This window comes from uncultured Erythrobacter sp. (genome assembly GCF_947492365.1).
Lineage (GTDB): Bacteria > Pseudomonadota > Alphaproteobacteria > Sphingomonadales > Sphingomonadaceae > Erythrobacter.
Genome location: NZ_CANLMB010000001.1, coordinates 1,985,478 through 2,007,705 on the forward strand (window position 1 = coordinate 1,985,478; position 22,228 = coordinate 2,007,705).

General features: G+C 56.9%; 26 protein-coding genes and 2 tRNA genes. 16 read left to right on the plus strand and 12 right to left on the minus strand.

From position 1 onward, the window contains the following. The first annotated feature begins 133 nt into the window (after positions 1 to 133). Genes Q0887_RS09425 through Q0887_RS09435 form a run of 3 tightly spaced genes read left to right on the plus strand, consistent with a single transcriptional unit; the run spans position 134 to position 2,072 of the window. The gene (locus Q0887_RS09425) at positions 134 to 946 is read left to right on the plus strand and encodes a hypothetical protein (protein ID WP_299194278.1); all 813 of its coding nucleotides are present in this window, start codon (positions 134 to 136) and stop codon (positions 944 to 946) included. Next, a complete protein-coding gene (locus tag Q0887_RS09430) occupies positions 943 to 1,602 on the plus strand; it encodes a DUF1579 family protein (RefSeq protein WP_299194280.1) in 660 nt (219 codons plus the stop codon). The genes Q0887_RS09425 and Q0887_RS09430 overlap by 4 nt, the downstream gene beginning before the upstream one ends. A 29-nt stretch (positions 1,603 to 1,631) precedes the next feature. Beyond that, positions 1,632 to 2,072, plus strand: coding sequence for a GNAT family N-acetyltransferase (locus tag Q0887_RS09435; RefSeq protein WP_299194281.1), 441 nt, complete (start codon positions 1,632 to 1,634; stop codon positions 2,070 to 2,072). 81 nt (positions 2,073 to 2,153) lie between these two features. Here the strand turns inward: Q0887_RS09435 and Q0887_RS09440 are convergent, their stop codons facing one another. After that, on the minus strand, positions 2,154 to 2,876 hold the full coding sequence (locus Q0887_RS09440; RefSeq protein ID WP_299194283.1) for an IS6 family transposase: 723 nt from the start codon (positions 2,874 to 2,876) through the stop codon (positions 2,154 to 2,156). A 148-nt stretch (positions 2,877 to 3,024) separates the two neighbouring features. Next, positions 3,025 to 3,384, minus strand: coding sequence for a TrbC/VirB2 family protein (locus tag Q0887_RS15035; protein WP_363317653.1), 360 nt, complete (start codon positions 3,382 to 3,384; stop codon positions 3,025 to 3,027). A gap of 393 nt (positions 3,385 to 3,777) precedes the next feature. Between Q0887_RS15035 and Q0887_RS09445 the strand changes: the two genes are divergently transcribed. The 5 genes from Q0887_RS09445 to Q0887_RS09465 all read left to right on the plus strand — a co-directional run bounded on the left by Q0887_RS09445 (position 3,778) and on the right by Q0887_RS09465 (position 7,792). Continuing rightward, entirely contained in the window at positions 3,778 to 4,224 is a 447-nt protein-coding gene (locus Q0887_RS09445) for a hypothetical protein (RefSeq protein ID WP_299194285.1), read from the plus strand. Positions 4,225 to 4,386: 162 nt separating this feature from the next. Next, positions 4,387 to 4,953 (plus strand): sigma-70 family RNA polymerase sigma factor, encoded by a 567-nt coding sequence (locus tag Q0887_RS09450; RefSeq protein ID WP_299194287.1) that lies wholly within the window; start codon positions 4,387 to 4,389, stop codon positions 4,951 to 4,953. Further along, complete coding sequence (locus Q0887_RS09455; RefSeq protein WP_299194289.1) at positions 4,950 to 5,369, plus strand: hypothetical protein; 420 nt, start codon at positions 4,950 to 4,952, stop codon at positions 5,367 to 5,369. Before Q0887_RS09450 ends, Q0887_RS09455 begins: the two co-directional genes overlap by 4 nt. Before the next feature lie 9 nt (positions 5,370 to 5,378). Continuing rightward, positions 5,379 to 5,765 (plus strand): hypothetical protein, encoded by a 387-nt coding sequence (locus tag Q0887_RS09460; RefSeq protein WP_299194291.1) that lies wholly within the window; start codon positions 5,379 to 5,381, stop codon positions 5,763 to 5,765. Positions 5,766 to 5,995: 230 nt separating this feature from the next. Further along, on the plus strand, positions 5,996 to 7,792 hold the full coding sequence (locus tag Q0887_RS09465) for a hypothetical protein (RefSeq protein ID WP_299194292.1): 1,797 nt from the start codon (positions 5,996 to 5,998) through the stop codon (positions 7,790 to 7,792). A gap of 218 nt (positions 7,793 to 8,010) precedes the next feature. Here the strand turns inward: Q0887_RS09465 and Q0887_RS09470 are convergent. Both Q0887_RS09470 and Q0887_RS09475 read right to left on the minus strand, forming a co-directional pair. Next, positions 8,011 to 8,086, minus strand: a tRNA-Thr gene (locus Q0887_RS09470). Between the two features lie 155 nt (positions 8,087 to 8,241). Next, positions 8,242 to 8,315: transfer RNA gene (locus Q0887_RS09475), tRNA-Cys, on the minus strand. A gap of 159 nt (positions 8,316 to 8,474) precedes the next feature. Between Q0887_RS09475 and Q0887_RS09480 the strand changes: the two genes are divergently transcribed. Then, entirely contained in the window at positions 8,475 to 9,254 is a 780-nt protein-coding gene (locus Q0887_RS09480) for a thioesterase family protein (RefSeq protein WP_299194293.1), read from the plus strand. 3 nt (positions 9,255 to 9,257) lie between these two features. Here the strand turns inward: Q0887_RS09480 and Q0887_RS09485 are convergent, their stop codons facing one another. The 7 genes from Q0887_RS09485 to Q0887_RS09515 form a co-directional block, all read right to left on the minus strand. Next, a complete protein-coding gene (locus Q0887_RS09485) occupies positions 9,258 to 10,100 on the minus strand; it encodes a crotonase/enoyl-CoA hydratase family protein (RefSeq protein ID WP_299194295.1) in 843 nt (280 codons plus the stop codon). An 86-nt stretch (positions 10,101 to 10,186) separates the two neighbouring features. Beyond that, positions 10,187 to 10,576, minus strand: coding sequence for a winged helix-turn-helix domain-containing protein (locus Q0887_RS09490; RefSeq protein WP_299194297.1), 390 nt, complete (start codon positions 10,574 to 10,576; stop codon positions 10,187 to 10,189). Continuing rightward, complete coding sequence (locus tag Q0887_RS09495; protein ID WP_299194298.1) at positions 10,573 to 11,007, minus strand: JAB domain-containing protein; 435 nt, start codon at positions 11,005 to 11,007, stop codon at positions 10,573 to 10,575. The genes Q0887_RS09490 and Q0887_RS09495 overlap by 4 nt, the downstream gene beginning before the upstream one ends. Then, positions 11,004 to 11,576, minus strand: a complete 573-nt coding sequence (locus Q0887_RS09500; RefSeq protein ID WP_299194300.1) for a hypothetical protein — start codon at positions 11,574 to 11,576, stop codon at positions 11,004 to 11,006. The genes Q0887_RS09495 and Q0887_RS09500 overlap by 4 nt, the downstream gene beginning before the upstream one ends. Before the next feature lie 10 nt (positions 11,577 to 11,586). Next, positions 11,587 to 11,934 (minus strand): hypothetical protein, encoded by a 348-nt coding sequence (locus Q0887_RS09505; protein ID WP_299194302.1) that lies wholly within the window; start codon positions 11,932 to 11,934, stop codon positions 11,587 to 11,589. A 33-nt stretch (positions 11,935 to 11,967) separates the two neighbouring features. After that, complete coding sequence (locus tag Q0887_RS09510) at positions 11,968 to 12,519, minus strand: hypothetical protein (protein ID WP_299194303.1); 552 nt, start codon at positions 12,517 to 12,519, stop codon at positions 11,968 to 11,970. Positions 12,520 to 12,668: 149 nt separating this feature from the next. Then, positions 12,669 to 13,868 carry an LL-diaminopimelate aminotransferase gene (locus Q0887_RS09515; protein WP_299194305.1) on the minus strand — a complete coding sequence of 400 codons (1,200 nt, stop codon included), beginning with the start codon at positions 13,866 to 13,868 and terminating at the stop codon, positions 12,669 to 12,671. Between the two features lie 358 nt (positions 13,869 to 14,226). Here Q0887_RS09515 and phaC point away from each other — a divergent pair, with 358 nt between their 5' ends. The 7 genes from phaC (at position 14,227) to Q0887_RS09550 (ending at position 20,973) form a co-directional block, all read left to right on the plus strand. Beyond that, a complete protein-coding gene (phaC, locus tag Q0887_RS09520; protein ID WP_299195306.1) occupies positions 14,227 to 16,020 on the plus strand; it encodes a class I poly(R)-hydroxyalkanoic acid synthase in 1,794 nt (597 codons plus the stop codon). A 149-nt stretch (positions 16,021 to 16,169) separates the two neighbouring features. Next, positions 16,170 to 17,000: a phasin family protein gene (locus tag Q0887_RS09525; protein ID WP_299194307.1), complete on the plus strand. Its 831-nt coding sequence runs from the start codon at positions 16,170 to 16,172 to the stop codon at positions 16,998 to 17,000. Between the two features lie 277 nt (positions 17,001 to 17,277). Then, positions 17,278 to 17,646 (plus strand): ATP-dependent Clp protease adapter ClpS, encoded by a 369-nt coding sequence (gene clpS / locus Q0887_RS09530; protein ID WP_299195308.1) that lies wholly within the window; start codon positions 17,278 to 17,280, stop codon positions 17,644 to 17,646. Positions 17,647 to 17,732: 86 nt separating this feature from the next. Continuing rightward, positions 17,733 to 18,989 carry an LptF/LptG family permease gene (locus Q0887_RS09535; protein WP_299194309.1) on the plus strand — a complete coding sequence of 419 codons (1,257 nt, stop codon included), beginning with the start codon at positions 17,733 to 17,735 and terminating at the stop codon, positions 18,987 to 18,989. An 18-nt stretch (positions 18,990 to 19,007) separates the two neighbouring features. Then, positions 19,008 to 20,105 (plus strand): LPS export ABC transporter permease LptG, encoded by a 1,098-nt coding sequence (gene lptG / locus Q0887_RS09540; protein WP_299194311.1) that lies wholly within the window; start codon positions 19,008 to 19,010, stop codon positions 20,103 to 20,105. Continuing rightward, the gene (locus Q0887_RS09545; RefSeq protein ID WP_299194312.1) at positions 20,102 to 20,620 is read left to right on the plus strand and encodes a GNAT family N-acetyltransferase; all 519 of its coding nucleotides are present in this window, start codon (positions 20,102 to 20,104) and stop codon (positions 20,618 to 20,620) included. Before lptG ends, Q0887_RS09545 begins: the two co-directional genes overlap by 4 nt. A 44-nt stretch (positions 20,621 to 20,664) precedes the next feature. After that, a complete protein-coding gene (locus Q0887_RS09550) occupies positions 20,665 to 20,973 on the plus strand; it encodes a hypothetical protein (RefSeq protein ID WP_299194314.1) in 309 nt (102 codons plus the stop codon). A 3-nt stretch (positions 20,974 to 20,976) separates the two neighbouring features. Here Q0887_RS09550 and Q0887_RS09555 read toward each other — a convergent pair whose 3' ends face one another. Continuing rightward, complete coding sequence (locus Q0887_RS09555) at positions 20,977 to 22,071, minus strand: fatty acid desaturase (protein WP_299194316.1); 1,095 nt, start codon at positions 22,069 to 22,071, stop codon at positions 20,977 to 20,979. Positions 22,072 to 22,228: the final 157 nt, after the last annotated feature.

Genomic DNA, 22,228 nt, shown 5'->3' on the forward strand with positions numbered 1-22,228 from the left:
CCGCATCGCAATCCATGGACACCCGATGCCCGTCACCAAAATTTGACCGTCTATCCCTTGATCGTTGCTCGCAGCACCCCAGTCGTCTCAGGTTGATTGCCATCACATTAGGTAACAAAAGAAAGAACGGATTATGGATCGGCAAGCAACTGAGAGCACCAAGTCACAATTGCCAACGCAGCCACTTGGGGGAGGTCTGAAGGTGATTGCGCTAACTGCCCTCATGGTGGTGGCTAGCCCGACACAGGCAAATCCCGAGATGGGGCCGATCCTGCCAGGCGACGGCAGCTTTGATACTCCCGAATTCGAAGATTATCAGGCTGTGTACACCAGTTCCTCGTCTAAGACCGGCGGTTTCACGCTTCAGGCGCGGAAAACTGGAGACGGAAAGAAACTCGCGATCATCGATATAATTCCAATGGCCAACAACGTCATTGTCGCGCAACGCCAAATCGATCTCGAAACCCATCGGGCAGAATTCGGCGCAGGTCCATACTTCGCCTGGGGGCAGGAATTCGTTGTGAGCGGTTCTGACGGCGAGAATTACAGCTGGACCCGCATCCCGATCGGCGGCGGTGCTCCGACCCAAATGCAGGGGCCAATTGCCAATGGCGGCTACGTCTCAGAAATGTTTTCACCCACTCTGGCGTCCCTGATGCCAATGCCGGTAGGCGCCACATTTCAATTACCCGATTCCTCGCCGCGCCAAGATGAAACCGTATCCTCACAGTTCGACAGCTACCGTGTTGTAAGAACAGAAACCCTTACTCTTGATTCTGGCTTCAGCTGTGAATGCTGGATGATCGAGAAGACAAGAGGAAACGGAGCCATCGAGCATATTTGGGTGGCCCGGCAAGCACCCTTCGTATTTCGGAGAATTCGCGACGTCGGTGGCGAGCGAGAATTCACGTCGGATCTTCTTGCCTTCACTGAGCTGACGCAATGACGTGTAGAGAAACTGTCTCTTCCACCGTAAACAATCCCTCTGCAAACGGTGCTTGGCTGGCGTTCGCATTGGCCGTCTTGTTGGCTGCATTCCAAAGCTCAGCCGCGCACGCGGAAGAAATAGTCCAGCCTCGCATCGAAGAATTCCAAGTGGACGCAAATCCGCCGATGGAAGATTTCAGCATGCTTGCTGGCAACTGGAGTGTAGAAAGTCGCAGCGTCAAGGATAGATTGGCCCCTGAAAAAGTCTGGGTGCGCAACCGTATGCAAACAGAATACCGCATCCTGTTGGACGGTCTCGTAGCGATAAATGACACTTTCGGCACTTTCAACGGAAGGCCCATGCACGGGATCATGATCCGCACCTATGATCCGACAATTGATGAATGGAACTTTCAATGGATGAGCAAGGGCTATCCGCACCTCACTCCGCAAGTGCGAGGCGGCTTCGAAAATGGTGTCGGCATCTTCTATGGAACAGAAGATCATGGCGGAAGAACCTTTCAGATGCGGTTTCGCTGGAAAATGATATCGGCCGATCATGCCTTTTGGGAACAATCTTACCTAAATCCCGAAACTGGCGTCTGGGAGCCGAATTGGACGCTGGACTTGACGCGGTCGCAACAAGGCGATGCTGCTTCAAGAACTACCCAATAGAAGAGTGACGATCCTTGGTAAGGTATAGTGTGCGCGATCTCGCGAAAGAGGATCGGGAAGACTGGAATAGGCTTTGGGCCGCGTATCTGGAGTTCTATGAAGCACCCCTGCCCGGAAATGTGAGCGATAAGACATGGCAACGATTGACCGACCCTGGATCGCCACATGCGCACGGACTGGTTGCGGTGACTACCGATGGCCAGATAGTTGGCTTCGCCCATTACCTAGTTCAGATCAGCACATGGAGCATCGAACCAGTGATCCAACTTCAGGATCTCTACGTTGATCGTTCCGAAAGAGGCCAGGGCATTGGCCGGACTCTTCTTCAGGCTGTCTTCGTTGAAGCAAAAACGGCAGGCGGCTCACAGGTCCAATGGCTGACCCGGCGTGACAACGAGCGAGCCAGAGCCCTGTATGACAAACTAGCCGACGAAACAGACTTCATCCAATATCACCGAAATTGTTCTTAATTTTCATAAGCTAAATCGGTGCTGTCAGTCTAACGCGAACTCGTCTCTGCTAGACACAGGGCACCCAACCCTTGCGGGCGATCAAGCCATGAGGTTTTGCCACTCAGCCAGTTCGACGGAGCGGTTGGTCTTGTAGGTTTCTCGGTCGGTGAGATGGCGGTCTGAGTTGAAGTGGTTGTGGACGTTGGCGTGGACTGAGGCGAACTTCTGAAGCGATTTCATTCGCCGGAATCGCTGCATCACCCGCTCACGTCTTCGCAACGGCAAGTGGGAATTCTCAACCCGATTGTTGAGCCATCTCCCCATATCGCGTCGATCTTCGATGCCAAGATCAGTCATGGCTGCGGGGTATGATCTAAGACCATCGGTGACGATTGATGCCGGACTACCGTGGTGCTTCAAGGCCTTCTTGAAGAACCTCAAAGCCGCAGATTTGTCGCGTTTCTTGGTAACATAGCTTTCAAGGATCTCGCCTTCGTGATCAACCGCACGCCACAGGTAATGCGTCTCGCCATTAATCTTCACGAACATCTCATCGAGGTGCCAGCGCCAGTGACGGAAACCGCGCATGCGGTTGATCCGCTGGCGTTTGATATCGGCTGCGAACAGCGGCCCAAACCGGTTCCACCAGAACCGGACCGTCTCATGGCAGATGTCGATCCCTCGTTCGAACAGAAGGTCTTCCACGTTCCGCAGGCTCAGCGGAAAGCGGACATACATCATCACCACAAGGCGAATGACCGCGGGCGATGAGTTGAAACGACGAAATGGACTGGGTGGTTTAGCTCTCGACTTGCGGCTCATAGCCCCTCGCTAGCACGACAAATCAGAAATGCCTCGTGTCTGACAACACCGTGCCTAGCATTCAGAGTGCGGTGCGGTCAGTTGTTCGATCGAACCAATCGCGGGTTGGGCTCTATTGAACCAGAACTGCACCGATCGTCACAGCGGCCTAGTCGCGGCGCAAGGAAGCTCCGGCATAGGGGTCATTGCTGGCTGGCGGAAGTGCCCTCGCGGGCGTCTGATCGCGTGGCAGAGTTGGCGTAGTTGCAATCCGAGGTTGATCGCTGCTTGCCACAAAGGAAGCCGCAATCGCCGGCGCACCAAGCAATACGAAAACACCCAGCAAGGTACGTAATCCTTGGCCAAGATTGAGCCGCCCCGAAAGCATCCACAATCCGAGCAATGCCACTGCAATCGCGCAAAGGCCGATAGCTAACTGCCCGAGCAAAATGGACTCAAACCAACCCGCAGATTCAATCAACGCCGACTGATTGGACGGCTCGAAGAGGCTTGCTTGTCGCATCGCCATAGCATTAGCCGCCGCGGCCTACTGGTTCAATGTCAGGCCTGCAATGCATCCCGAACTGCTCGAAATGCTTGGGCCTACGTGTCTTGCATCTCGACCGGATGGGAGCGCATCAAAGTGCAATAGATCGCTGCTGGGATGACCAACGGTATGTTATGGGTCGATGGCTGATGGTCCGCTCCGGTTATTCCATCAGCTAGAAGCGGACAGTCAGTTCACGGCCCAGTTCCAGCCCACGTCCGACGGCAGAAATTGGAGGTGGGAGCTGACCTTCATGTACCCGTTCATTGTCTGAATCCGAAAAAATCCAAGGGTCTCGGGAATGTTTGGGCAGAGCGCGTCGTCTAACCCTGTGAGCTAACCGAATTGGTCGGTTAGCATACTGAGGAAACATCGATGTTTCAGACCTCCCCCAAGTCTTCCCCTGCTCTGGGCCTCGCACTTTTTGGAGCTGTTCTCGCGCTAGCACCGATGGCGGCCGTTCCCGCTCAAGCACAGTCGGAGATGAATTTGAGCGAAAGTCAGAGAGAGGAAATTCAATCACGTCTTGCTAGCGCTGCAGAACGGTTGAGGCTGACAGATCAGCAGCGAGAACAGGTGCTGCCAATTCTTCGAGCGAACGCCGAGGCCAATCTGCGTATTTTGCAACGGTATGGCTTGTCTCGCGGCAATCGCCCCGATCTCAGCCTTCGTCAGAAGCTCTCGCTTCGTAGGGAATTTTCTGCACAGCGCGATGAGACCAACGAGCGGCTTTCACGTGTCCTTTCGCGAGATCAAATGAGGATCATGGAAGAGATTCAAGACGAAAATCGCGCGCGGATGCGGGGGCGAATTCAGGGTTGATCCTCCCCCTGAAGGCGGTGATGGCTGGGTCAGTCTTTTGCCCTGTCTGGCCTCCAGCGCCGCATCATCAAAGGCCTAAAGGAAGCAAAGATGGAGCTTGGCAACCGTGAAGGCACAGCTTGAGATTGATGGCATTGCAATGCTGGCTATGGTCCCAAATGTATGCCCACCGTGATCGATCAAGACGACGCTGCACTCGTCGACGGTACAAAGAATGGCAATGATGCCTGCTTTGCGGAACTGGTTCGCCGTTATGAACGGACAGTTGCTGCAACCGTCATATCGATGCTTGGCCCAGGTGACGAGGCAGACGAGGTGGGACAGGAAGTGATGATCAAATTCTATCGCAGCTTGGCTCGATTTGAAGGCCAGTCGTCTGTCAAAACCTATCTGACCCGTATCGCGATCAACAGCGCAAAGGATGCTTTGCGAAGGCGGAAACGCAACCTGCTTAGATTTTTCACACCCAAGGATCGTGAGGAAGCGTGGGAAGACAAAATCGCTGGGCGAGAGGATCAAGGAAGAGATGTTGAGAATACCAATCTTGTCCGGTTCGCATTGAGCAGACTGCACCCAGACATTCGGGCGGTGATGGTGCTGCGCCTAGTCGAAGGTTGGAGCACGGAAGAGACAGCGAACATTTTGCAAGTTCCGACAGGCACAATTCTATCGCGACTTTCACGCGGCAAGATGCAGATGGCGAAGGCAATTTCAGGAGCGAGCACGTGATTGATCCGCGCACAGAAGACTTGGTCGAGAAGCTTTTGGAAGGGCGTCTTGATCCTATTGAGGAAGTCGAACTCGAGGCTAAGCGCGCCGAGAATCCCGCTCTGGATCGTTTCATCGATGCCGAGCGCGAACTGAGATCAATGATTGGCAGCAGGCCGAAACCTGAATTTGAGCCATTTTTTGATCAACGCGTAATGAAGCGTGTTCATGAGGAACGCGCAAACGGACAAAGCCTATTTGATGTCGACTTTTCTGCGGCGTTAGCTCGGCTATTCCCTCGCATTGCTGTTCCTGCCTTCGCGCTCTCAGGGTTGGCAATGGCATCCAATGCGAGTGCCGCTTCCCCAGGAGCTACTCTGGCCGAAGCGCTTTTCGCCCTACCGACACTTGATGCGGTGTCGCTTCTGATATTCTGAGTGAGACAAATGACCAAATCTCCCTTCTACAAACGTCCCTTGTTCGTCTTGCTTGTGACCTTGCTCATCGGCGCACTTATCGGTGCATCAATCACTGGGATGATTGTGCGCAATCGACTTGAGAATGCCCGACAGTTCGCACATGTCGAAGGTTACACACGGCTTATTGAGAGCATTGTGGAACCCACATCTGCAGAGCAGGGAGAGGCCATTAGACCTATTGTCTCTCGGGCAGGTGAGGACATCGAGCAGATAGTTCGAGATGGCCGTATTGAGATCAATCAGCGCTTTGAGCAGATGGAAAGAGAACTGGAACCGCATTTGACCGAAGCTCAACAAGACACGTTGCGTGATCGTCACGCATTGGTCCGAGAGCGCTATAGCGACACCGATTAATCAGAACAAATTGGCTTAAGCGGAAAGACAGCATCAGCCGGGAATACGGTGCCACTTTCCGTACTGGTGGAACCACAAGCGCTTCTGCCAACGCAAGCCGGACCGATGATGGCATTGTGAGCAGCCGTGGTTTCGAGACCAACAATGATCGAGGTGAAGGGTGTTGAGGCGGTCATCCCGGCCAGGGTTAATCGGCGCAAGCCCGCTCTGCACGATCAGACGAAATACAAATGGCGAAAAAAATCTGTGAGGGTCAGGAATGTTCTGAGTCTGCCGAACGTCTAACTACCATCAGACAATATGAGGCAGATGCGATGGAAGTCGAAGGTTCAGATAGTTGCACAGGGTTGCAGCAGAAAAATATCTCCCGGTTTGTTCTAGAAAAATTGCTCGCACCTTTTTCAGACACCAATCCTGCACGTATTCGGGCGCCCCACACGAACTCTCATCTTTTATCAACCTCGTTTGCTGCTCTGCTCACGCTCACCTTGTCAGCGTGTGGTGGTGACGACAGTGGCAGCACAACGCCCGTTTCGCCTCCGACCAATAACGCACCGGTGGTCGACGCCGGGGCTGATCAAAGCGTGGCGGAAGACGTGATGGTGCAGCTCTCACCGACCGTGAGCGACACGGATAATGACGCATTGACCTTTAGCTGGTCCCGAATTTCCGGCCCCTATATGCAGTTCAGCGATAGCATGACCGTAGCTCCGAGTTTCATTGCACCAGATGTGGCTTCCCCCCAAGATATCGTGCTTGAGCTTTCGGTCAGCGATGGGACAGAAACCGCAACGGACAGGATCACTGTATCGGTGTCACCCGCCCCGGAAAATCCACTTGTCAGTACGACATTCAATGGTGCTTTGATGGCGGCTGACTATTGGGCCGAAGAACCTATGATCCTGTCAGCAGGTATGGGATTTGATAATATCATCGCCATTCCAGAGATCACAGAGAGCGCTGTACGTGACGCCGGAGGATCATGGTTTGGTCCAGTCGCATGTACCAATGGTGACGTTGAAACGCTCACAACTGCGACCCCCCAGGCCGGGACTGAGAACGTTTCCAAAGGACATTCTTCCTTTGATGATGGCTTACCGCTTGTGTTTAGCTGGCCTGTGGCTTTGGAAACGGCGGATGTCAGTGATTTCCAATTTACCCTCAATACGGGTGAGATTGTCTTTCCCAATGCCATTACCTTGCTTCCTAATTGGGAACTTAATGAGCGCAATGTCATTGTCGCATTCGGTGATTTCGGCAATCGCGGTCTGAGAAGTGAAGCTGATGCCGTGTTTCCTGTGCGTCTCGATATTGTCGAAGATGCCACACCTCTCACACTCGTCGGTCCAGGCGCTCAAGAAGTGAGCGCTGTGGGTCTGCACTGGACCACCGATAGATCTGCCTATGATACGGGCCCAGTATTGGTGGGGGCCAAGCTGAATGCTGTCGGAAATGCCCCGCTTGGTGAAGGTGGTGTACCCGTTCTGGTCCAGAACTCGGGAATCTTCCCGAATGACGAGTTTGCGCTCTATGGCGGCGACGCAGATTATCGGCTGCGAGTTTTGACAACTGGTGGTTTCTCCCCCGATGGACTGCGGTCATTGACCCCAGATAGTCATGAGAGTTTTTTCCGTGTCCATGTGCGAGGGGCCAATGGCCAAACCGTTCTTCTGGAAAAAGTCGGCCAAGATTATCGGGTCGAAGGAGGTACTTTGCGGGTGTTAGGCCTCGCAGATTTGGGCCAACGCTTGGATCCGGTTGCCGGCATTTATTACGATGACTGTTACAACGAAGATCGCGACAACTATATCGATATCATTCTTGCCGGAGACGAAGCGGCTGCACGTAATGTGACCTTCGTCGAAATTCCCGCGCTTGAAGGTGGGTACAGTGCCTTCTTCAACCCAGGCGGCCCCGGACCGACACCCTTTGATGGAGTGCGCTATACGGCTCCAGGTCCGGCTGACCTGGAACCCGTGATCATTGCTCTGGATGATCCCATGCGTGTTAGCCGTCCTGCCCGATAATTACGGCCTTTGTGTTCCTCGTTGAACAGCCACCGCATTGATCTGTCTCGAACTCAAAGGAGAAAGCGAGGTCCGTATCTGGGTCGAAAGCGGAATGGCAGCTTGCAACCTCCACCGGTCATAAGCCGACGGTCTGCAAACGGCCCACAACAAGACCTGCCCGAAGAGCGCAACCGCTCCTGATGCTAGCAATAAAAATCATTATTTCAGATGGTTAGTGGTGCCGCTTACGTGACTCGAACACGTGACCTCCGCATTACGAATGCGATGCTCTACCAACTGAGCTAAAGCGGCCCTGGCCCTACTAAGGCCCTACTAATTTCATTCCCGCCAATCCAGCCCATTGGTTTCATTCATCAATCTAGCGGTGGCCCGCTAATTACGAATGATGTGCTCTACCAACTGAGCTAAAGCGGCAACTCGTCCCGCTTGGAACACGGGAAAGGAAGTGGAGGCCCGAGCCGGAATCGAACCGGCGTGCAAGGATTTGCAGTCCTCTGCGTAACCACTCCGCCATCGGGCCGAGCCACCCTTTTTCAGGGCGGAAGCGGCCCACTAACGATTCGTAGCCCGAAAGGCAATGCGGCATTCGCCGTCTGGCGCTGAACGCGTCCTATCCAATGCACTAGATTACGCAACGTCAGTCTGGACCGTGGCAATCGCTTTGGGCACAGCTGCCTACATGACTATCGCAAGCTTGCTCGAACCGATCACCGGCCAGCCTGGCCCCGCAACCCTAAGCCACGCTGACAAATGGATGCAGGGGCGGACCTTGTATGGCGGCGCCTCTGCGCTGATCGCTTATACCGCCGCGATCCGTGCATTTCCGGACCTCCCTCCCCTGCGGGCCGCGCAAATCGGATTTGTTGCGCCGCTGGGTGAGAGCATCGAAGTCTCAGCAGAGATCGTGCGCGAGGGGCGTAATGTTACCCAGGTCCGCAGCGAATTGCGCAATGAGAAGGGCCTCGCGCTGACCGCATTCTGGCTCTTCGCAGCCGGACGCGAAGCCAATGCAGAGCGCAGCGCTGACCCGGTCGAGAACTGGCCCGGCGCGCCGAAGGATTGCCCTAGCGCAATGGCTCAGCAATGGCCAAGCTTTGTCGCCAACAATTTCGAACTGCGATTCGCTCAGGACAAGGATGGCGAGCACGGCGCCGTGATCCGCCGCTGGGCGCGGCTGACCGAAGAACATGACTTAGATCCGGTGAGCAAACTGGTGTTGATGGGTGACGTCATGCCGCCAGGTGCCATGCGGATCATGCAGCGGCGCGGTCCGATCAGCTCGATCAATTGGTCTTTCAACGTGCTAGACACAGACACTCTGTCACCGGACGGCTGGTACTTGGCCGAGAATGCCAGCCAGCACGCCGATGCCGGCTATTCGTCCGAGCGTCTGCGAATGTGGGATGCCAAAGGCCGCCAAGTGCTTGACGGCCTGCAATGCGTTGCGGTTTTCGGCTAGGCCCTAGACGTCGACGTCGTCGAACTTGGGCACGCGCTTTTGCATGCCCGCCATCACCGCTTCCATCTGGTTCGGGGTGCGTATGATGGCAGCTTGCTCGACGCTTTCCTCCATCAGGATCGCATCGGTGTCGCGTTCGAGCATTGCCGCATGCAGGCGCTTTGCTGCGCGGATCGCTTGAGGATTGCGATTGGCGATTTCGCGGGCAATCGCAGTGGCGCGGGCGTGCGGATTGTCATCGACATAGGTCGCAAGGCCAAGCACCTGCGCCTCTGAACCAGAAAATTCGCGGTTCGTATAGGCAAGCTCGCGCAGCACATCGTCGCGCACCAATCCGCGCCACAGCGCATATCCGCCCATGTCGGGGACAAGCCCCCACTTCATCTCCATAACCGCCATGCGCGTGTCTGGATGGGCAATCCGGATATCGGCCCCGCTCGCGATCTGCAGACCACCGCCAAAGCACACGCCGTGCAATGCCGCGATCACCGGAACGGGCAATTTGCGCCACTGGGTTGCGACCTGCTGGAACTTGTTCGAATTGCCGTAGATGCGATCTGTGATGTCCGGCTCATCAGCGTCGGGCGTACGGCCGAAACTTGCGGTGTCGAGACCGGCACAAAAAGCGCGCCCCTCACCCGACAGCACGACCGCGCGCACGCCCTTCATTCGTTCAAGCACACTGCCCGCCTCGATTATGCGCTCAAACATCTCTGGATCGAGCGCGTTCATCTTGTCGCCGCGGGTAAAGCGAACCAGGGCAACTCCATCGTCGCGCAGTTCGATGCTGACGCGATCATTAGCGGGCATGGTTTGAGTCTGGGCGTGAGCCTGAGCTTGGGTCATGGTCTTCCTTCGGCTTTGAGCTGGTGAGGTTGCCCTCAGAACTGGCCGAAGCTAGAAACGAAGTCCAGCATCAAGCGCAGTTCGCCTCAGCTGCGGCCATCAAGCCGATAGGAACTGGGCCCAGGCGAAGCTTTCAGCAGATAACCTCCATCTGGATGCGTTTCGAGGAGTCCCGACAGACCGAAGGCCTCCAACTTGCTGCGCACCCGCGCAACGTGAACTGCGACCGAGTTGGTTTCAGGCTCGAAATGGATGCGCCAGACATCGGCCAGCAATTGCTTGCGCGTCATCCGTTCACCGGGTTGCTCAGCCAGTCGCCACAGCAGCTCAAATTCGCGTGGATGGAAGCCAATCCATCGATCATCCACTCGCCCGTCGCGGTGGAACAAGTCCAACGTGACATCGCCCGCTTCACGAAAGCGCGGAATCAGTGTGTCGCTTTCTGGAAATTCGTTGCTAACTGCCGATATTGTCACAGATCGCCCCCTGCACGCATCGAATAGACCGAGCTTGTTGTAATAATAAGATGATCGAGCAGCTCGATATCGAGCGCTCTTGCGATGTCTTTCAGCCGCCGCGTCGCTGTGATATCAAACGCGCTCGGCCGGCACTGGCCAGACGGATGGTTATGGGCGACGATCATGCCCTCGGCATCCATCGAAAGAGCCAGCTGGAATATCTCGCGCATTCGTAGGGACAACGATCCTGCGCGGGCCTGACCCAATGGAGCATCACCAAGAATGGTCTGCTCACCATCAAGAAACACTGCGTGGAACCGCTCACCTTCGTCTGGTTTGGCAACCACCATCGCACGCAAGAAGTCCACGATCGCGCGTTGCTGCTGCAACGGGCGGTTCGTTTGCGCCTTGGCCGACTGCGCATCGGGAAAACGGGTGGAATCGATCATCGCGCCTCATCCTGAGCTACGACCTTGCGCTTCGACAGCAATGCTGACCACGATTTTTTCCGTTCGCCAGGCAAGTCCAGTTTCACGGCGTTTCGAACATACCGCCAACTGCGATACTCGCCATATTTGCGTTTGCGCATGACGTGTCGGCTCACCCCGGCGGCGAGGAAGATAAGCTGAAACCAGCCCGGAGCCACAATTAGAAATAAATAGGCAATCGGCGAAATCGCCTCTGACATGCCGCGTGCAAGATGTGCAGTCATGGCGAGCAACTGCATCCCTGCAATCCACAATGGATAATTGCGGTTGGCATAGAGCGCCACGATCACCCAGATCACAAGGACCAAGAAGTCGGTGGTCGCCAGAAAGGCGTCAACGCCCTGGAGTTGATAGCCCTCGGACCGAATGAAGTTCTTGTAGATCAGCCCTGTCAGCTCGAAGAATATCAGCCACGACGCAGCAATGATTCGTTCTGGAGCACCACCCCAGAGCAACGCCGCGCCGCATACAGCGATCACGACGATGTCCTGGGCGTAGGTGCGATATTCAGAGGCTAGAAGTTCGAGCATTCAGTCGTCATCAAACGTATTGCGGAACGCCGTCTGTTGCGAGTTCATCACCTGCGACAGCATGAGCGGGAATTTCAGTTGGGACATCGTCGGTGGCCATCTTCTCACGAGCGATCTTGCTCAGTTCGTCATGCACACGCAGCAGGCTGGTGGACATGGCCATCGCCTGGGATTCGGCCTGGTTGAGTCGCATCAGAGCGCGCTGGCCTTCGACGACTTCGACTTCGGGGTTCTGGCGCGCGGCCAGCATTGCCTGCTTGAGGCGTGAAAAGGCGATCATTGATTCATCGGCAAGCGCTTCGGCTTCGCGGATCAGTTTTTTGAGGTTGTAAGCGTCCTGGGTGATACGATCAGTCATGGAAGGTCTCCGTGTGAAGCTCTTCCCTGCCCGTCAGGAAAAGCCCTCTTCATTCACCGGGACGGTTGCACGTCCATCCAGCGCCTCGCTGATCGTAACCGCTGCTGTAACCGTCAAAACAATAGCGGCGAGAAACCCGAAGGCGATCCCGACAATAGCAGCGAGGCGAAACCAGATGGCATGTTCACCATCGAGCACCCGGGGCACGACCCGAGGCTCTCCAGGACGCAGCCAGGGCGCCTGATCAGCCAGTGGGAGAGCATCGCTCATCACAAGCTCGCCCGGGTCGTTGCTGCCCGGATTGTTGCCAATCAAGCCGCCAACCGGGACCTGACTTTTGCTGTATGTAGGTTCACTATAGCCCTGCTGCGGCTGACCTGAAGGATCGGGATTCTCGATAGGGTCGACATTTCCGTCGGCAATTTCAATGCCTTCCGCCGCACGGTGCTTTTCGACCAGATCGCCAAGGTTCTCCGCCTCGTAGATATCCTTAAGGGCGCGGATGTGCTGGTTAATGCGGGTCTCGGACACGCCGAGCTCCCCCGCAATGACTTTGATCGGGACGCGCCGATCGATTCGCTCCATCACGGCGCGCTGTCTTTCAGTCAGCGGTCGCGACGCTGCGGAAGGCATGTCTTGCTCCATCTTGCTAGTTAGCTACTTCTAACAATGCATTTCTACCCAGTTTGCTCCGAGATAGGAGCAATATTCCGTTAACTCCTTGCCTTTGCCAATCATTCTGCCGGGGCGTTTATGCCCTTCTTGGACAAGTACCGTTTGATATTACGCGCCGCCTGCCTAAGCCGCTGCTCGTTTTCGACCATGGCGATTCGGACAAAACCCTCCCCCTCTTCACCATAGCCGACACCGGGAGCGACTGCGACTTGCGCTTCGGTTAGCAATTGCTTGGAAAACTCCAGGCTTCCCGTTTTGATGAGAGCAGGCGGCAGCGGGGCCCAAGCGAACATAGAGGCTTTGGGCGCAGGAACTTCCCAGCCCGCGCGGCCAAAGGCCTCGACCATGACATCGCGCCGCTTGCGATAGAGGTTGCGGTTCGATTCTACGATATCCTGTGGTCCGTTCAGCGCAGCACATGCCGCGGCCTGAATCGGGGTGAACGCGCCGTAGTCGAGATAAGATTTCACGCGGGTAAGCGCCGCGATCAGCTGCTTATTGCCGACTGCGAAACCCATTCTCCAACCAGCCATTGAATAGGTCTTGCTCATGCTGGTGAACTCGACCGCGACATCCTTTGCGCCTTTGACCTGCATGATCGAAGGAGTGGGGTTGTCGTCGTAATAAAGCTCTGAATAAGCAAGATCGGAAAGAACCCAGACCTTGTTCTCTTTCGCCCACGCGACCAGCCGTTCGTAGAAGGCCAGGTCAACAATTTCGGCTGTCGGATTGGAAGGATAACTCACCACCAACACGCTGGGGCGCGGCACGGTGAAGTTCATCGCGCTTTCGAGCGAGCGCCAATAATCCTCGTCCGGCGTCGTCGGCACAGCGCGGATCGTTGCGCCTGCAATGATAAATCCGAATGTGTGGATGGGATAGGAAGGATTGGGCGCGAGCACCACATCTCCCGGCGCGGTGATCGCATTGGCAAGGCTGCCCAGCCCTTCCTTCGACCCCATCGTGACCACGACTTCGCTTTCAGGGTCCAGATCGACGCCAAATCGGCGCTCATAGTAATTGGCCTGCGCGCGCCGAAGCCCCGGGATACCCTTGGACTGAGAGTAGCCATGCGCATTGGGCTTGGCCGCAACCTCGCACAATTTGTCGATCACGTGTTGCGGCGGCGGTTGGTCAGGATTGCCCATGCCGAGGTCAATGATGTCTTCGCCCGCCTGCCGCGCTGCATGCCGCATCGCGTTGACTTCCGCGATGACGTAAGGAGGCAGCCGCTTCATGCGGTAAAATTGTTCGTCCATGGCGATCCCGTGCCTGAAAACCCGCAGTCAATATGATCGCGGAGAGGTTAGAGAGTCTAGGGCAATAAATGTCGATGTGGAAAGCCGAATCCGCTAGGAAGGCCCAACTCGGATTAGAATATTGGATCACACGCCCGAAACTTCCGGTCGGGCCGCAAGGGACACGCGCACAATCATGGCTGGCAAAGACAATCAAAATCGAGGTCCAGAAAGCATATTTGGCGGAGCCGGCTTTGGTCAAGCGGGCGAATTCGCTGCCTTTCTGGAAGCGCAAGGCGACGCGATGAAGAAAATGTTCGCACAAGCTCTTCCCGGCTTTGGGCCCGGCCTTGGTGATCCTGACGCAGCGGCGGCCGCGATGGGGGCGAAAGGAATGCTTGAGGGTATGAGCCCCGGCGAACTGGGCGAATGGGCCAAATCGAGCGGTGAGCTACAGAAGATGTGGTTTGAATTCGTCACCGAAAAAGCCAAGTCGGCCGCTCAGAAGGCGGGAGAGGGCAAAAGCATGCTCGACCCGGCTCAATGGCTCGTCATGTCGCAAAGCATGCTCAAACAATTCCCGACCGGAGCCTTCGAGGCACAGTCAAGTCTCGCGCAGGATTCGCTGCAACTCTGGAAGAGCGTGTTCGAAAGCTATCTGGGAGGCGGCACGGGCGAAGGAAGCGATGAAAGCGCACTGCCTCGCAAAGACCGCCGGTTCGCCGACCCGGCATGGCGCGAGCACCCCGCCTTTGCGCTGCTCCATCAGACCTATCTGATGCTGACAGAGTATTTCAAACGCGCCGCAGCATCGATGGATGGCCTCGACAGCGAAAAGAAGAAGCAGCTGCAATTCGCCGTTACCGCATTGTCCGAAGCGATGAGCCCGGACAACTTCCTGCTCACCAACCCTGTCGTGATGAAGCGCACGCTTGAAACGCGCGGGCAAAATCTGGTGCGCGGGATGCAGCACCTCATCAATGATCTCAAACGCGGGCAGCTGACCCACACCGACCCCGATGCTTTTACATTGGGAGAAAACCTAGCCGCAACGCCGGGTAAGGTCGTGCACGAGACGCCTCTGTTTCAGCTAATCCAGTACAGCCCTTCGACTAAGGACGTTTACCAAGTGCCGCTGGTGATCTTCCCGCCATGGATCAACCGCTTCTACATCCTCGACCTGACGCCCAAGAAGAGCTTCATCAAATGGGCGGTCGATCAGGGCATAACCGTTTTCGTCGTCAGCTGGAAATCAGCAGACGAGACGATGGGCGAGGTGGTGTGGGACGATTACATCCGCAGCCAGATCGAGGCGATCGACCATGTGCGCGACCGGCTGAAAGTGCCGAGTGTGAACACAATCGGCTATTGCGTTGCCGGAACGACGCTTGCCGCGACGTTGGCGCTGCTCACCCGCCGCGGCGAAGCAGACAAGGTCAACAGCGCGACCTTCTTCACCGCCCAGGTCGATTTTGAGCGGAGCGGCGAGCTCAAGCACTTCATCGGCGAAGGTCAGCTTGAAATGATCGATCAGCTTTCACCCGAAGGCTATCTCGATGGGCGCTATCTGGCTGCCACCTTCAATGCCCTGCGCGGCAAGGATCTGATCTGGAACTACGTCGTCAACAATTACCTGCTGGGCGAAGATTATCCGGCCTTCGATCTGCTGCACTGGAACGGGGACGTCACCAATCTCCCTTCCAAATGGCACAATGAGTATCTGCGCGACCTATATCGCGACAACAAACTCGTAGTGCCCGACGCACTGAGCTGTGACGGGACGCCGCTCGATCTGACGCAGGTCACGACGCCGTCTTACGTGCAGGCCGGGCGTGAGGATCATATTGCACCAGCCGAAAGCGTATGGCGGATCACAGACCACTTTGCCGGACCGCTCGAATTCCTGCTCGCAGGCTCAGGCCACATCGCTGGAGTGGTCAATCCTCCGGCGGCGAACAAGTACCAGTACTGGACCGGCGATAGCGGCGCGGCATCGCTCAAGGACTTTGTCAAAGGCGCCGAAGAGCATCCGGGCAGCTGGTGGCCGCACTGGCTCGACTGGATCGAGGCGCAAGGCGATGCGCGCGTGCCCGCAACCGGGAAGCGTAAGCCCGGCGGACGCGGCGATACGGTGATCGAGGATGCTCCGGGACGCTATGTAAAGACGCGTTAGGCTGGAAAAAATTTCACTGCCCAGGTGTGATTGATCGGGATTTCAACTGAAATTCAGATGCTTGCACCATTTATTGTGCGGTGCACAAAAACCTTGACTTCGCAGTTGCAATCGCTATTTTGTGCACTGCAACATGAAACGAGGTTCCCATGGCTGAAGCCAACACCCAGACTGAAAAGACCCAGGCGAAGATCGACGCCGCTGCTGAACAGGCATATGCCGAAGCTGCTGCTAAAAAGGCTTCCGCCGCAAAGGTAGCTGAGGCTGTCGAGGCCGACGCACCGAAGCCGGCTGCAAGCGCCAAGGTCGTAAAGAAAGCCGTCGCCAAGAAGGCACCGGCCAAAAAGACTGCGAAAAAGGCGACTGCCAAAAAGGTCACCGCCAAGAAGACCGCAGCCAAGAAAACCCCCGCTGCAAAGAAAGTCGCCATCAAGAAGGCTCCGGCCAAGAAGGTAGCGAAGCCCGCAGCCAAGAAAGCCGCACCCAAAGCGGCTCAGAAGCCCACCGCTTCCAACCCTGTCACCAAGATCAAGGAAACCATCATGGCTACCGCAAACAAAGATTACACCGCACAGGCCAAGGAAATGGCCGCTGAAGTGCAGACCCGCGCAAAGACCGCTTACGCCAAGGCTGGCGAATTCGCTGCCGAAGCTGGCGAGTTCAACAAAGCCAACCTCGACGCTGTTGTCGAAAGCGGCAAGATCTTCTTCGACGGCGCACAGACCCTGGTTCGTGAAAACGTCGAAACCGGCAAGACCGTTGTCGAAACCGTCACTGCTGACGCCAAAAAGATGACTTCGGTCAAGTCGCCCACCGAGCTGTTCCAGCTTCAGGGTGAACTTGCACGCCGCAACTTCGACGCTGTTGTGTCGTTTGGTTCGCAGCGCACCGAAGCATGGGTAAAGCTCTACAACGAAGCTTTCGCTCCGATTTCGAACCGCGTGAGCGTTGCAGCCGAAAAGATCAAAAAGGCTGCATAAGCACTCGAACAATTTCTGAGCCGGGCCCTCCTCTCTCCCCCCCAAGCCCGGTTCAAGAAAGCGCGCGAAAGCGCCGAGGCCGGATAGACCGCAAGGGTCTGTCCGGCCTTTTGCTGTCCGGCAGAGATAGCTGGGCCGCAGGACGTTCATTAAGAATGTCGGCGCTATCAGGGCGTTTCACACCTTGCGCAGCTGCATACGAATCCCATAATGGACCCCGATGCCCGACAATTTCCCCTCACTTTCTGATTTCTTGGCCGATCCAGTGCCCGATCACATGTTGATCGCGGCCCAAACACGCATTTTCGCTGCGGGCGGAGATGGTGCGGGGAAGGACGGCGATGAGAGCGACAGCGAAGTCGGCATTGCGACCAAGACCCGCGACAAGCCCAAGAAGCCGAGCCAGTACAAGGTGCTGATGCTCAATGATGATTACACGCCGATGGAATTTGTCGTTGCGGTGCTCAAACGCTTCTTTGGTATGAATCTGGAGCAGGCGACGCGGGTCATGCTGCACGTCCATCAAAAAGGCGTCGGGGTATGCGGGATTTTCCCTTACGAAGTGGCCGAGACCAAGGTGAACCAGGTGATGGACTTTGCCCGCCAGAACCAGCACCCGCTGCAATGCACGCTTGAAAAGGCCTGATTTGTGACGCTTGGGGCATGACGCCCCGTTGAAATCGCGCTAGAGCCTCGCCAGAAGTGTAGCCCCGCGCAGCTGACGGACGATACGTGCTCAAATTCATACCCAGCATTGACCGCTACATTTTCCGGCTCGTGGTCGTGCCTATGCTGGGCGTGTTTGCGTTAGCGGCTTCGCTACTGCTGCTCGACAAGATGCTGCGCCTGTTCGATTTCGTCGCGGTTGAAGGCGGGCCGATTGCAGTCGTGTTCAAGATGCTGGGCGCGCTGATCCCTGAATATGCCAGCCTTGCGATCCCGCTCGGGCTGCTGCTTGGCATTCTGCTCGCTTTCCGCAAGCTTGCGACCTCGTCAGAGCTGGACACGATGCGCGCTGTGGGCCTGTCCTATTGGCGGTTGCTGCGCGTTCCCTATGCGATCACGCTGGTACTGGTCGCAGTCAATGTTGCGCTGGTGTTCTACATCCAGCCGATCAGCCGATATTACTATGAACAGATGGAATATGATCTGCGTTCCGGAGCCTTGGGCGCATCGATCAAGGTCGGCGAGTTCACTACTCTGGCCGACCGAATGGCGCTCCGGATTGAGGAGAGCGAGGATAGCGGCCAGCGTCTGATTGGCATCTATGCCCGCGTCGCCAACAGTCGCGGACAGGTCCTCACGATCAGCGCGCGCGAAGGCAGCTTCATGGCGACCACGGACGATCCTGATACGATCATCCTGCGCCTGACCGAGGGAACGATCATTCAGGACACTGGGAGTGAGACCCCTCGCGTTCTCTCTTTCAGTCGCCACGATCTGCCGATCGACTTGCCCGCAATCGAGGAATTCCGCGCGAGGGGTGATGCCAGCAGGGAATACATCCTGCCCGAACTGCTCAGCATAGGCTGGAGCGAGGACCGCGCAGACGCAGCGGAGCGCGATGCAGTGCAGGCGGCCTTCAATTACCGTCTGGTCGAGGTGGTCATGATGCTATTGATGCCGCTGCTCGCAGTGGCGCTGGCGATTCCGCCCAAGCGATCAACCAGCGCGCTCGGCGTGTTTGTGTCGATCGTTCTGGTCGTCTCCTATCACAAGATAAACCAGTACGGGGAGGACATCGCGGCACTCGGCCGGATCGATCCGATCATTGCGTTATGGGGACCATTCGTAATCTTCGCTGCGCTGATCCTGTGGATGTATCACCGCACCGCGCATGTTCCGGGAGCGCTCGCGCTTGGGGCACTGGAGACGGTGTTCGCCAAGCTGTCGAAGCGGATCTCAAAGCTCTTCGCACGGCGCAAACCGGCCTCGCTCGTCGCTGACCATTCAGCCGATAACGACCCGCAAACGGCTCCGGCAGAATAGGCAAGGCGCAGCAACTTCATGCAACTCGACTTTTTCCCTTCGCGCACGCTGACGCTCTATTTGGCAAAGATGTTCGTGGTGCGGATTTTCGCCGTGCTGGTAATGCTGGTGCTGGTGCTGATGGCGCTCGACCTGCTGGGCTCTACCGGCAAAATCCTGGAGCCTGAAGGCAATGGGCAGGCCGAAATCATCAAATATGTCGGCCTCAGGATACCGCAGCTGATATCGCGGTTCCTGCCCTACTCGGTGCTGCTGGCGACGCTCATTACGCTGGTGACGCTCAACCAGAACAGCGAGGTTGTAGCGATGAAGGCGGCTGGCCTTTCTGCGCATCAGGTGCTCGCGCCGCTGCTGCTGACCGCAGGCGTCATTGCGGTGATCAGCTTCACCTTCAACGAACGGGTTGTGACCCGCGCCAACTCGACGTTGAAGGCATGGGAGGCGGTCGAGTATGGCGAGATCCCGCAGCAAACTGGAACGCGGGCAAACGTCATACTTACCGATGGGACCAACGTCCTTTCCGCCGCGACGCTGACCGGTTCGGGCGAGAATATCGTGCTGACCAATGTTACATGGGACGCGCGCGGGGCGGGCTTTATCGTCACCGAGCAGGTGCGCGCCGAACGGGCCGTCTTCGCCGCTCCGGGATGGCGACTGGAGAACCCGACACGTTTTGAGGTTGGCGGAGCGGAGCTTGAACAGCTTGAGACCTTGGTGGTCGGCGCGAACCTGACGCCTGAACAGATTGATCTGGAAGCAATCGATCCCGACGGGCAGAGCTTTCTGGAGCTTTCCGAAACGATCGACTCGTTCGAGGCAATTGGCCGCCGCACGTCAGAAATGCGCGCAAACTGGTGGCACCGGATTTCGGGGCCGCTATCGGCGCTGCTGATGCCGTTGCTGGGATCGGTGGCGGCTTTCGGACTGGCGCGGTCAGGGCAATTGTTCGTGCGCGCGATCATCGGAATGGCGCTCGGCTTTGCCTATTTCGTGGTCGACAACGCCGCGCTCGCAATGGGCAGCTTTGGCGGATATCCGCCCTTCCTCGCCGCATGGGCGCCATTCTTCCTGTTTCTGCTGGTAGGTGAGACGGTTCTCATCCGGACCGAGGAATGAGCGGCTGGTCGCTGCGCCTCGCGCGGCCTGAGGACGCCGAGCAAATGCCTGAGATCGAAGCCGCGGCGGGAAAGCTATTCGACAACGTAGAAGGTCTTTCCGGCCTTGCCGGCAGCCACACTGTGCCGGTCGAGCGACTGAAGCGCTTTATACGCAAGGGTCATTGCCTCGTCTCCCATGTCGGTGAGCGAATGGCCGGATTTCTCGTCAACGAGCCGTTCAACCGCGAGCTTCACATCTGGGAATTCGACACACATCCCGATTTTCAAAGACGCGGGATCGGTGCCGGTCTGATGCGAGCCTGCCAGATCGATGCGCGCAATTCGGGCTTTCGCGCGATAACCCTAACAACGTTCCTCGACGTACCGTGGAATGCGCCGTTCTATGAAAAGCTGGGTTTTGAAGAAGTCACCGCGCTCGATGCGCACCCCCGCCTCGCAGGCGAGCTTGCAGTCGAGGCGGATTATGGCCTGCCAGCTGATCGGCGCTGCGCGATGATCCATTTCCTTGATTGACTGAAGCGCGCTATGATGGCCGCCGTTCCAGAAAGGTCATCGCTATGAGGCTCCTCCCAATCGCTTGCGCCGCCGCTTTTTCCATCCTGCTCGCTGGTTGCAATAGCGAACCGGAAGAGACACCCGCGCTTGAGGATGCCATTCCGCTCGACAATCCCTCGGATGGGCAAGAGGCGGGCGGCACGGACGAGGCGCAGCAAAGCGGTACAGCTGTTAGTGGCACCGAAACAGGCAACACCACTCAGAATGCATCAGATGACGCGCAGAGCAGTTCAACGATGGAAAGCGGGAGCAATGAAGATGGCGGGCGTGCGCCCGATCCTTCGCGGACCAAACTGGTGCCGGCTGACTAATCTCTAACGCGAGATCATGGTGCTGCGGGCAATCCGCCCGACAAGCGCCATCATCCCGGGATGGTTCGCGCCTTCATAGGTCGAGCCACTGCCCAGATCGCGTTTCAACCGTCGATGCGCCTCGGGCAGATCGTGATAGGGCATCGAAGGCATCAGGTGGTGCAGCGCATGATAACGCAGGCCCACAGGCGCCCAGATCTCTGCCACAACACCCGGCGGCGGAACATTCACGCTGTCAAGGAACTGCGCGGTTACGGTCATCGGATCGCCTTCATTCTCCCACAAATGCGCGACCAGCGTGCGCAATTGGTTGAGCACGGCGGTGAGCGAGAGGATGGCCAGCGCGATCAGCAAAGGCCGCCAGCCGATGACGAATGTGCTGGCGATGAGCGTAATTGCCCACAGGCTCGCGCCGATTTCCTGCCACCGAACCCGTTTGGCAAAGTCGCCGGTCGGCGGCTTGCGGCGGAAATCGGGGTTGATCGACAGCGAAGAGGCACGTTCCCAAACGAGCTTGCGCAGCGGCGGGATCAACGCGCCGAGCGGCACCAGAATGCCCGTTCGAATAATCAGCGCAACCGGTGCCAGCAGCGCGACGATCACGAAGAGCGGCAGGCTCCAAGGTTTCATAAGTGCAAGCGGAAGATACTCAGGATCTTCGATCGTGCCATATTGCGTGCGCTTGTGATGGATCACATGCACGCCTTCGTACATGAAGCTGGGTGTCAGCATCGGAATGCCGACGAGCAGGTTCCAGGCGAGCCGGAAGCCGGGCAGCGCATCGCGGTGAATATGGGTCAGCTCGTGAATGAACATCAGCGAGCGATAAAGCGCGAGTGCAGCGATCAGGCCCGCCGCAATCATCACAGCCAAACTGTCGGTGAGAATGGCGGTCGCAATCCCGCCATAACCGATTGCTGTCGAAACCAGCATGTCGGTCCAGTAGATGCTCGCCTTCGCCTCACCCAGATCCTTGGTCGACTCACGCGCGGCTCTCAGCATGTCCTTGTCGTCGGACGTCTGGAAATCGGCGCGCTTGGCGGGCGCTTTCGTTAGAGCGTCAGGCTCAGGAGTGATGGCGGTTGGGTGCGTGGTCATAAATATTCGTTTCAGGCGCGCTCTTACCGCATTGGAGCACCTCTGGGCAAACGCGCTTTACCCATTAGAGTGATCGAGTGGCTTGCGCGAGCCGGACAGAGACGACACAGACTGAGACATAACAGGCGGTTTGCCGCAGAATACGGGACACAAAGAC

Coding starts and splice junctions, on each gene's coding strand:
- Q0887_RS09425 (WP_299194278.1), top strand. CDS start 134: ATGGATCGGCAAGCAACTGAGAGCACCAAGTCACAATTGCCAACGCAG.
- Q0887_RS09430 (WP_299194280.1), top strand. CDS start 943: ATGACGTGTAGAGAAACTGTCTCTTCCACCGTAAACAATCCCTCTGCA.
- Q0887_RS09440 (WP_299194283.1), bottom strand. CDS start 2,876: ATGAGCCGCAAGTCGAGAGCTAAACCACCCAGTCCATTTCGTCGTTTC.
- Q0887_RS15035 (WP_363317653.1), bottom strand. CDS start 3,384: ATGGCGATGCGACAAGCAAGCCTCTTCGAGCCGTCCAATCAGTCGGCG.
- Q0887_RS09445 (WP_299194285.1), top strand. CDS start 3,778: ATGTTTCAGACCTCCCCCAAGTCTTCCCCTGCTCTGGGCCTCGCACTT.
- Q0887_RS09450 (WP_299194287.1), top strand. CDS start 4,387: ATGCCCACCGTGATCGATCAAGACGACGCTGCACTCGTCGACGGTACA.
- Q0887_RS09460 (WP_299194291.1), top strand. CDS start 5,379: ATGACCAAATCTCCCTTCTACAAACGTCCCTTGTTCGTCTTGCTTGTG.
- Q0887_RS09465 (WP_299194292.1), top strand. CDS start 5,996: ATGGCGAAAAAAATCTGTGAGGGTCAGGAATGTTCTGAGTCTGCCGAA.
- Q0887_RS09480 (WP_299194293.1), top strand. CDS start 8,475: ATGACTATCGCAAGCTTGCTCGAACCGATCACCGGCCAGCCTGGCCCC.
- Q0887_RS09485 (WP_299194295.1), bottom strand. CDS start 10,100: ATGACCCAAGCTCAGGCTCACGCCCAGACTCAAACCATGCCCGCTAAT.
- Q0887_RS09495 (WP_299194298.1), bottom strand. CDS start 11,007: ATGATCGATTCCACCCGTTTTCCCGATGCGCAGTCGGCCAAGGCGCAA.
- Q0887_RS09500 (WP_299194300.1), bottom strand. CDS start 11,576: ATGCTCGAACTTCTAGCCTCTGAATATCGCACCTACGCCCAGGACATC.
- Q0887_RS09505 (WP_299194302.1), bottom strand. CDS start 11,934: ATGACTGATCGTATCACCCAGGACGCTTACAACCTCAAAAAACTGATC.
- Q0887_RS09510 (WP_299194303.1), bottom strand. CDS start 12,519: ATGGAGCGAATCGATCGGCGCGTCCCGATCAAAGTCATTGCGGGGGAG.
- Q0887_RS09515 (WP_299194305.1), bottom strand. CDS start 13,868: ATGGACGAACAATTTTACCGCATGAAGCGGCTGCCTCCTTACGTCATC.
- phaC (WP_299195306.1), top strand. CDS start 14,227: ATGGGGGCGAAAGGAATGCTTGAGGGTATGAGCCCCGGCGAACTGGGC.
- Q0887_RS09525 (WP_299194307.1), top strand. CDS start 16,170: ATGGCTGAAGCCAACACCCAGACTGAAAAGACCCAGGCGAAGATCGAC.
- clpS (WP_299195308.1), top strand. CDS start 17,278: ATGTTGATCGCGGCCCAAACACGCATTTTCGCTGCGGGCGGAGATGGT.
- lptG (WP_299194311.1), top strand. CDS start 19,008: ATGCAACTCGACTTTTTCCCTTCGCGCACGCTGACGCTCTATTTGGCA.
- Q0887_RS09545 (WP_299194312.1), top strand. CDS start 20,102: ATGAGCGGCTGGTCGCTGCGCCTCGCGCGGCCTGAGGACGCCGAGCAA.
- Q0887_RS09550 (WP_299194314.1), top strand. CDS start 20,665: ATGAGGCTCCTCCCAATCGCTTGCGCCGCCGCTTTTTCCATCCTGCTC.
- Q0887_RS09555 (WP_299194316.1), bottom strand. CDS start 22,071: ATGACCACGCACCCAACCGCCATCACTCCTGAGCCTGACGCTCTAACG.